Below are 8,326 nucleotides of genomic sequence, written 5' to 3' on the forward strand. Positions count from 1 at the left end.
CCGCGCGTCGTGTCGCTCGAACTGCAACTCACCGAAATCCTCGTCTCGCTCGGCGCGCCGCCGGTCGCGGCCGCGGACAACAGGCTCTACCGTCGCCTGGTCGGGCAGCCCGAGTTGCCGGCGAGCGTGCTCGACCTCGGGCCGATCCAGCAGCCCAATCTCGAATTCCTGCAGTCGATCGCGCCGAACCTCATGGTGCTCCCGGCCTGGGAGGCGAGCGGCAGCCGCGCGACGCTCGCCCGCGTCGCGCCGGTCGAGGTGCTGGGCGACCTCCAGCGCCGGCCGCCGCTCCAGACGCTCGACATGATCTCGCGGCGGCTCGCAGACATCGTCGGTCGCGAGCGCGAACGGGCGGCGCTCGCCGCTGCGCTTGACGCCGCCTGCGACCGGGCGAAGGCCATGGTCTCGGACCAGCCGACGCTGCTTTGCCGCTTCTTCGAGGACGGACGCCACCTCGCCGTCTTCGGGTCGAACAGCGTCCTCGGCGCGGTCGCCGAACGCTGCGGGGTGGCGAACGCCTGGAAAGGGCGTCAGAACGCCTTCGGAACCGCGCTCGCCGCGGTCGAGAACCTCGCGTCGATTCCGGAGGCGCGCATCGTGCATTTCCATCGCGGGGCCGAAACCGAACGCGCGTTCGCCCGTCTCGACCGGAGCCCACTCTGGCGCGCGCTTCCGTCAGTCGCGCGCGGCGAGGTGATCGCCATGCCGGTGGTCCATCCGAACGGCGGCCTCGCCTCCGCGGCCCGCCTCGCCGATCAGCTCCGCCTCGCGCTCGGGACGCATGGCTGAGACCATGGCCGCGGGCGCCGCGGCCCGTCGGCCCGCGGCCGGCGCCGGCGCGGTCGCGCTCGGGCTGCTCGCGGCGGCGCTCGCGGTCGCGGCGTTCAATCTGGCGGCCGCGGCGCCGGTCGGGCGCTGGCTACAGGCGTTGCTCGCGCCCGATGTGACCGATATGCGCGAGCTCGTCCTGCGATACAGCGCGCTGCCGCGGATCGCGGTCGCGCTGCTCTGCGGCGCGGGGCTCGGCCTGTCGGGCGCGCTGCTGCAGCAGGTGCTGCGTAATCCGCTCGCGGAGCCCGGCACGCTCGGCGTCTTCGCAGGCGCCCGCTTCGCGCTCTACGCCGGGACGCTGTGGGCGCCGGGCCTGCTGGCTTACGGCTACGAGCCGCTCGCGCTCGTCGGCGGCGCGGCGAGCATGGCGCTGGTGCTCGCGCTCGCCCGCGGCCGGGGCTTCGCGCCTTTCGCGGTGGTGCTCGCCGGCCTGATCGTCTCGCTCGCGCTCGAGGCCGCGAACAAGATGCTGGCGATCGGCAATTTCGAGCAGTTGTCGGACCTCATGATCTGGCAGGCCGGGTCGCTCGCGCAGAACGACTGGTCCGCCGCAGCCGGTCTCGCCCCGCGGATCGCGGTCGCGGCGCTGGCGGCGGCGCTGATCTCCCGTCCGCTCGCTGTGCTTGATCTCGATGAGTCCGGCGCGAGGAGCCTCGGCGTCCCGCTGGCCTGGACGCGGTTCGCGGCGGTGACGGTGGCGGTCCTGGTCAGCGCCTCCGTGGTCGGCGCGGTCGGAGCGATCGGCTTCGTGGGCCTTGCGGGACCGGCGATCGCGCGCGCGGCCGGCGCGCGGAGCCTCAGACAGCGTCTCGTCTGGGGGGCGGGCGTGTCGGCGGGCGTGCTCCTCCTGACCGATCAGGCCCTGGTGGCCACGACCGGCGGCACGCTGCCGCCGACCGGCGCAGTGACGGCGCTGCTTGGCGCGCCGCTGCTGCTCTGGCTCGTCTGGCGCTTCCGGTCGACCGGCTCCGGGGAACGCGGCGGCGAAGCGCCGGGACGCCGGGGCGTCTCGGCGGCGGGCATCCCCCGCGTGCTGCTGACGCTGGCTCCGCTCGCGGCCGTCGCGGTTCTGCTCGCGCTGTCCCTCGGCCGGACGCCAGACGGCGGCTGGCGCTGGGCGACCGGCTCCGAGATCGCGGCGCTCTCGACCTGGCGCGGGCCGCGGGTCGCGGCGTCCTTAGCGGCGGGCTTCATGCTGTCGGTCTCGGGCGGGATTCTCCAGCGCATCAGCGGAAACCCGATGGCGAGCCCCGAGCTTCTCGGCGTCTCGGCCGGCGCCGCGATCGCGCTCATCGCGACGGCCTTCCTGGCGCCCGGCCTCGGCTATGGCGGATCTCTCGCCATCGCCGCGCTGGGCGCCTTCGCGAGCCTCGCGATGGTGCTCGCGATCGGCCGCCGTTCGGCCTTCGCTCCCATGCGGATGCTGCTGATCGGGGTCGGGCTGACGGCCCTGCTCAACGCGGCCGTCGAGTCGCTCCTCGTCGCCGGGGATCCGCGGACCGCGCAGCTGCTGACATGGCTTGCGGGCTCGACCTACGCCGTGACGGCGTCGCTCGCGGCCGGCGCCTGCGTCGCGGCCGCGCTTGCGGCGCTCGCGCTGCCCTTCGCCGCGCGCTGGCTTGCGATCCTTCCGCTCGGCGATCCGCCGGCGCAGGCGCTCGGGCTTTCCGTCGGGCGGAGCCGGCTCGCGCTCCTTGTCTTCGCATCCGCGCTCACGGCGGTGTCGACCGTGCTTGTCGGACCACTCAGCTTCGTCGGGCTGATGGGTCCGCATCTCTCCCGGCTGTTTGGCGCGCGGACGGCGCTCGCCGAAAGCCTCGCCGCCGGGCTGATCGGCGCGATTCTGATGGCGCTCGCCGACTGGATCGGCCGCAACGCGATCTATCCGTGGCAGATCCCGGCCGGCGTGGTCGCGACAGCGCTCGGGGGGCTCTATTTTCTCTGGCTCATGAAGTCGAAGCGATGACGATTTCCGCGCTCGCACCGCTGTTCAGGGGGCCGCTCGAGCCCTTCTCCGACAGCCTGACGCTCGCGCCCGTCGAGGGCGCGCGGGCGGCGGCGGATCTGCTCAACCGCGAGACGCTCGGCGCGCTGATCGAGCGTCTCGCGGTTGATTACGGAGACGGCGACCGTCGCGCGGTCGCTTCGATATGGTCGAAGAGCCACTTCTCGGCGCTAATGCCGGCGGTGCTTGCGGCCAATCTACTGCTCGACCTTGACCTGCCCGTGACGCTCGGCGAGGTGGCGCTGGTCGCCGACGAGCGCGGCCGCACGCGTCGTTTCGCGCTGCCGCACGGGGGCGAAGCCCTCGGTCCCGAGGCCGGCGAGACGCGTTTCGACCGGCTGATCGAGGGGCATCTGGAGCCGCTGATAGCGGCGCTCGCGGCGGTCAGCGGCGCGTCTCCGAAGGTGTTCTGGAGCAACGCCGGCAACGTGTTCGATTTCATCGTCCGCGGCGCGGGCGATCTCGGCGCGGACGCCGCGGGCGTCGAGGCCGGGCTGGCCCTCATGGCCGAGCGACGCCGGCGCGGGCGCCCGAACCCGCTCTACGCCCCCGTGAGCTATCCGGCGGGCGGGCGGGTCCGCCGCGTCTGCTGCCTGCGCTATCTCGCGCCGGGCGCCGGCTATTGCGGAACCTGTCCCGTCATTCCCGAAGGCGTCGCGGCTGACGACTGACGACCGGTCAGCCGGCCTGGGCCATCCAGCCCGGATCCGAGGCGGCCTGGGCGAGGCGGTGGCGCTTCGATTCCACCAGCGACAGGGCGATCTCCTGCGAGCGGATCGCGAGCACCGAGAGCAGCGTGTCGCTGAGGCCGTGGGTGTCCTCCGAAAACCCCTGGACGTGGACCCGCGGCCAGAAATCCGGGTGCGCCCTCAGCCGGTAGTCGCGCCCGACCTCGAAGTCCTCGAGGTGCTCGGCGAGGGGAGCGAGCAGCGGATGCCGGATGTCGCGCTCATAGCCGGTCGCAAGCACCACGGCGTCGTAACGGCGCGTCGTCCGCTCGCCGCCGCCTGAGCGGACGACCGCCATGCGGACGCCGTCGTCGGCGAGCGCGGCGTCGGCCACCTCGATCCGGCCCTGGAGACGCAGCCTGGCGTCGCCGAGCACGCGCTGCTGATAGAGGATTTCATAGAGCCGCCCGAGCAGGTCGGCGTCGATCACCGCGTAGTTGGTGTCGCGGAACTCGGCGATAATCTCGCGCCGCCGCTCCTCCGGCTGCGAGAAGACGAGGTCGGTGAACTCGGGGTTGAAGATCTCGTTGACGAAAGGCGTGTCGTCCGCGGGCTTCAACGTCGAGCCGCGGAACAGCATGTCGATGGTGGCCTCGGGAAAGCGCCCGTGGAGGTCCAGGGCGATCTCGGCCGCGCTCTGGCCGGCGCCGACCACCGCGATCGTCGCGCCAGGCTTGCGCTCGAGCCCGAGGCAGGCGACCGCCCGCAGATAGCGCGACGAATGAAACAGGCGCGGGTCTCGGGCGAGGTCCGCGAAGGTCGGCGGGACATGAGGCGCGCCTCCGACCGCGAGCACCAGGTCGTGGGTCCGCCTTACGATCTCCTCGCCGCCGGCGCCGCGCGTCCGCACCGCAAGCGACCGCACGACGCCGTCGCTCGAAACCTCCGGCTCGATCGACAGCGCCTCCTCGCCGTAGCGGCAGCCGTCCTCGAAGCGGGCGGCGGCCCAGCGCAGATAGTCATTGAACTCGATCCGGCTCGGAAAGAAGGACTTGCGGTTGATGAAGGCCTCAAGCCGGCCCTTCTCATGCAGGTAGTTCATGAAGCTGAACGGGCTTGTCGGCTCCCTCAGCGTCACGAGGTCCTTGATGAAGGAGATCTGCATGTCGCTGTCCGGCAGCAGCATGTCGCGATGCCAGACGAAGCCGTCCTGCCTCTCGACGAAGACGTAGGAGCAGGCCGGCCGCAGTCGCCTGTTGCTCTCCTCGATCGCGATCGCGGTCGCGAGGTTCGAGGGGCCGAAGCCGACGCCAAGGACGTCGAGAGGGGCCGCCGGGTTAGGCTTCATGGTGGAGCGCTCCGGGCGTTCTCAGGCGGCGCCTGCGAGGGGGAGGGGAGCGGCCGACGCGGGCGATCCGACCTCCCGGCCTTGCGCGGGCAGCCATAGCCTGTCGGCGAAGAACCGCTCGCGCAGCAGGCTCACGAGCGCCGCGCGCTTGTGAGGGAAGTCGAAGGTTTTGATCCTCGCGAAGCCGGACCGCTCGAGATTCCGGATCTGCTGGACGTGCGAAGCGGCAGGTTCGCCGACGATGCGTCGCGTGCGCGGATCGTCGAGGAACATGAAGTGCATGAGCGAGGGCAGCCAAGCGGCGATATAAGCGCCGCCGCGCCGGCTCGCCTCGCCAACCGCCACGTGCCAGCCGCGGTCATAGTCGTCCACGTCGTAGAACGGCGCGAGGCGGTTCTCCTTGGCCCAGTAGATCTCGAAATAGGCGAAGGGGACGCCGTCGAAGGCGCTGATCATCGGGATCATGTGCGGATCGGCGATCAGGTCCTCGAGGTAGCGGCGGTGGTGTTCGAGGTCGCCGCTCTCGCTCCAGAAGGAGGCCACCCGCGGGTCGTTCATCCAGCGGTGGAATACGTCGAGATCGTCCTCCACCGCGGCCGCCCGGAACGTCAGGGTCTCGCCGAGCCACGGGATGAACCGGGCGTAGGTGACGCCCTCGGGCTTCGGCCGCCGCAGGGGATGGCGGCGGTCGCCCGAAAGAACGAAGCGCTCCGGGAACGGCGGCTCCTCGCCCCGTGCGAGCCAGAGGGCCGGCTGCTGCATGAGGGCGTCGGCGCGGGCCAGCAGGCGGTTGTCCGCGCGCGTCAGGACGCCGCGCGCGACGAGCGGCTCGAACCAGGCCTCGCGCGCCGGCGCTTCGACCGCGAGGACGTCCCTGTCGGGAAACCAGGCGAAGGCGGCTTCGAGCGCTGCGAGGGCGGCGTCGCGGAAATCCCCCGGATCGGACGGCGGGTCGGAGACGAGCCGAAGCGTGTCGCCGCCGTCTGGACAGGCGAAGTCGACCCCGGCCCCGGCCCGTCGCGCGTCGCCGACCGTCACAGCCCCGTCGCGGCCGACGATCCTGAGCGGGCGGCCGCGCGCCGAGAAGGCGACGAACTCCCGTGCGGACGCGAGGTGATCCTGCATGCTTCGTCTCCCGAGCCCAACCGGGCCGGTCCATAGAGCCGTGAGTGGACGTCCGCCCGGACGCCGATATCGCCGCCGGCCGAAAACAAACCCGCCCCGGACGCTGCGAGGGGCGCGAACACCATCGGCCTTTCGAAAGCAATGTAAAGTCCAAATCATCGCCTAATTCGTAATCATCGCCTCTATAGAACTCTTCTTATAATAATTACAAATTCGATCCCTAAGTCATAAGTCTTACAAAGGGTGTATATAGAAATTTCACTTGATATTGGCGTTGGCGCGTGCTTATTCCTGCGCCATTCAAGACTAGTAAATAGCTTGTGGATGGTTCCCATCATGGCGTTTGACCGCGAAGACGGCGTGTTCCATGTGGTCGTAAACCACGAAGAACAATACTCGATCTGGCCGACTTACCGCGACGTTCCGGCGGGCTGGCGCACAGTCGGCAAGACCGGGCCTAAGGCCGAATGCCTCGCCTATATCGACGAGGTCTGGACCGACATGCGTCCGCTCAGCCTCCGTCGGCACATGGACGCCGCCGCTGATTCAGACCGGCCGAGCTGAGCGCCGTGAGCGACACGATCCGGCTTTTCTGCCTGCCGCATTCCGGCGCGACCGCCCAGGGCTATCTGCGATGGACGAAGGCGCTGCCGTCGTGGATCTCAGTGCGTCCGGTAGAGACGCCGGGGCGCGGCGCGAGAGCCGGCGAAGCGCCGCGGACCGATCTCGTCGCGCTGGCGCAGGATCTCGCCGCGGAGCTTCGGCCGCATGTCGGCTCGCGCTACGCGCTGTTCGGCCATAGCATCGGCGCGGTCGTGGCCTTCGAACTCGCGCACGCGCTGATCGATCGCGGCGCGCCGCCGCCGTTGCGCCTGTTCGCCTCCGCCTCGGCTGCGCCTGCGCTGCGGGACGACCGCGGCAGGGCGGCGCCGATGTCGGACGAAAGGCTTCTCGACGAGCTTCGCCGCCTCGGCGGAACGCCCGAGGAGGCGCTCGCCGCCCCCGAGCTGATGGCGCTCGTGCTGCCGGCGCTGCGGGCCGATTTCCTGATGTCCGGCGGATATGTCCGCCGGCCGCGCGCCCCGCTGCCTTGCCCGATCACGGCGCTCGGCGGCGCCCAGGACGACGTGGCGCCAGACGCGATCGCGGCGTGGGAAGCCGAAACTTCGGCCGGCTTCGCGATGCGCCTGTTCGAGGGCGGTCACTTCTTCATCCACGGCCAGGAGCGCGAAGCGCTCGACTTCGTCGCAGCCGGCCTCTCGGCCATGACCGCCGCCCGCGCCGCGGCCTGAGTTCCGGGGCTCCCAAACGTCAAGGAGCGAATGACAGATGACCGATGTTCTCGATCGCCGGGCGCTGACCGCGAAGCCGCTCTCCGAGGGGGCGGCGCTTCCGCTGCTGGTGGAGGCGGACCCCGCCGGCCTGTCGCTGATCGACGCCCTCCCGGAGCTCAAACGGCTCGCCGACCATCACCTTCCCGTCGCGGGCGGGCTGCTGTTCCGCGGCTTCCGGCTGAACGGAGCCTCGGCCTTCCGGGAGTTCGCGGCCGGCTTCGGCCATGATCTGCTGACCTACGAGTTCGGCTCCACGCCGCGCTCCAAGGTCGAGACCGGCGTCTACACCTCGACCGAATACCCGCAGCACCAGCACATCCCGCTGCACAACGAGCAGTCCTATACGCGGGACTGGCCGATGAAGATCTGGTTCTACTGCGAGGAAGCCGCGCCCGAGGGCGGAGAAACGCCGCTCGCCGATAGCCGCCTGGTCTATCGCGACATGCCGGAAGACATCCGCACGCGTTTCGCCGAGCGGGAGCTGACCTACGTCCGCAACTTCGGCGCAGGGCTCGACGTCTCCTGGACCGACGTGTTCGGGACGGACGACCGGGCTGAGGTCGAGGCCTTCTGCGGTCCGCGCGGCATCGAATGCGAGTGGAAGGACGACGGCGAGCTGCGGACGAAGCAGCGCTGCCAGGCGGTCGCGGCGCATCCGAAGACCGGCGAGATGGTCTGGTTCAACCAGGCGCACCTGTTCCACGTCTCGAACCTCGAGCCCGAAGTGCGCTCGACGCTGCTTGACCTCGTCGACGAGCACGATCTTCCGCGCAACGTCACCTATGGCGACGGCTCGCCGATCGAGGACGAGACGCTCGACGTCGTGAGGGGCGTGCTCGAACGCCGCAAGATCGCCTTTTCCTGGCGGCCCGGCGACGTCGCGATGCTCGACAACATGCTCGTGGCCCACGGCCGCGCGCCGTTCAAAGGGCCGCGGAAGGTCCGCGTCGCCATGGCTGAGGCGCAGGGCTCGCGCTGAGGCGCGGGTCGCCAGGCAACCACTGGAGACGACTCG

Annotated in this window: 8 protein-coding genes; 6 read left to right on the forward strand and 2 right to left on the reverse strand. The window is 70.6% G+C overall.

Features of this window, described 5'->3' with window-relative positions; translation table 11 throughout:
* Positions 1–9: 9 nt before the first annotated feature.
* The 3 genes from PKE75_RS16435 to fhuF are packed head-to-tail and all read left to right on the forward strand — an operon-like array spanning position 10 to position 3,507.
* Positions 10–789, forward strand: coding sequence for an ABC transporter substrate-binding protein (locus tag PKE75_RS16435; protein WP_271169824.1), 780 nt, complete (start codon positions 10–12; stop codon positions 787–789).
* Positions 782–2,797 carry a Fe(3+)-hydroxamate ABC transporter permease FhuB gene (gene fhuB / locus PKE75_RS16440; protein ID WP_271169825.1) on the forward strand — a complete coding sequence of 672 codons (2,016 nt, stop codon included), beginning with the start codon at positions 782–784 and terminating at the stop codon, positions 2,795–2,797. The genes PKE75_RS16435 and fhuB overlap by 8 nt, the downstream gene beginning before the upstream one ends.
* On the forward strand, positions 2,794–3,507 hold the full coding sequence (fhuF, locus tag PKE75_RS16445; protein ID WP_271169826.1) for a siderophore-iron reductase FhuF: 714 nt from the start codon (positions 2,794–2,796) through the stop codon (positions 3,505–3,507). The genes fhuB and fhuF overlap by 4 nt, the downstream gene beginning before the upstream one ends.
* A 7-nt stretch (positions 3,508–3,514) precedes the next feature.
* On the opposite strand, the gene PKE75_RS16450 is transcribed toward fhuF, so the two are convergent.
* Together PKE75_RS16450 and PKE75_RS16455 are read right to left on the reverse strand one after the other, a co-directional pair.
* Positions 3,515–4,852 (reverse strand): lysine N(6)-hydroxylase/L-ornithine N(5)-oxygenase family protein, encoded by a 1,338-nt coding sequence (locus PKE75_RS16450; RefSeq protein WP_271169827.1) that lies wholly within the window; start codon positions 4,850–4,852, stop codon positions 3,515–3,517.
* 21 nt (positions 4,853–4,873) lie between these two features.
* Positions 4,874–5,977 carry a GNAT family N-acetyltransferase gene (locus tag PKE75_RS16455; RefSeq protein WP_271169828.1) on the reverse strand — a complete coding sequence of 368 codons (1,104 nt, stop codon included), beginning with the start codon at positions 5,975–5,977 and terminating at the stop codon, positions 4,874–4,876.
* Between the two features lie 336 nt (positions 5,978–6,313).
* Here PKE75_RS16455 and PKE75_RS16460 point away from each other — a divergent pair, with 336 nt between their 5' ends.
* Genes PKE75_RS16460 through PKE75_RS16470 form a run of 3 tightly spaced genes read left to right on the forward strand, consistent with a single transcriptional unit; the run spans position 6,314 to position 8,290 of the window.
* Entirely contained in the window at positions 6,314–6,541 is a 228-nt protein-coding gene (locus tag PKE75_RS16460; RefSeq protein WP_271169829.1) for an MbtH family protein, read from the forward strand.
* 5 nt (positions 6,542–6,546) lie between these two features.
* Positions 6,547–7,269 carry a thioesterase II family protein gene (locus PKE75_RS16465; RefSeq protein ID WP_271169830.1) on the forward strand — a complete coding sequence of 241 codons (723 nt, stop codon included), beginning with the start codon at positions 6,547–6,549 and terminating at the stop codon, positions 7,267–7,269.
* A 37-nt stretch (positions 7,270–7,306) separates the two neighbouring features.
* Positions 7,307–8,290 (forward strand): TauD/TfdA family dioxygenase, encoded by a 984-nt coding sequence (locus PKE75_RS16470; protein ID WP_271169831.1) that lies wholly within the window; start codon positions 7,307–7,309, stop codon positions 8,288–8,290.
* Positions 8,291–8,326 lie beyond the last annotated feature (36 nt).

It is taken from the genome of Hansschlegelia plantiphila (genome assembly GCF_027922265.1).
In the GTDB taxonomy this organism is placed as follows: domain Bacteria; phylum Pseudomonadota; class Alphaproteobacteria; order Rhizobiales; family Methylopilaceae; genus Methylopila; species Methylopila plantiphila.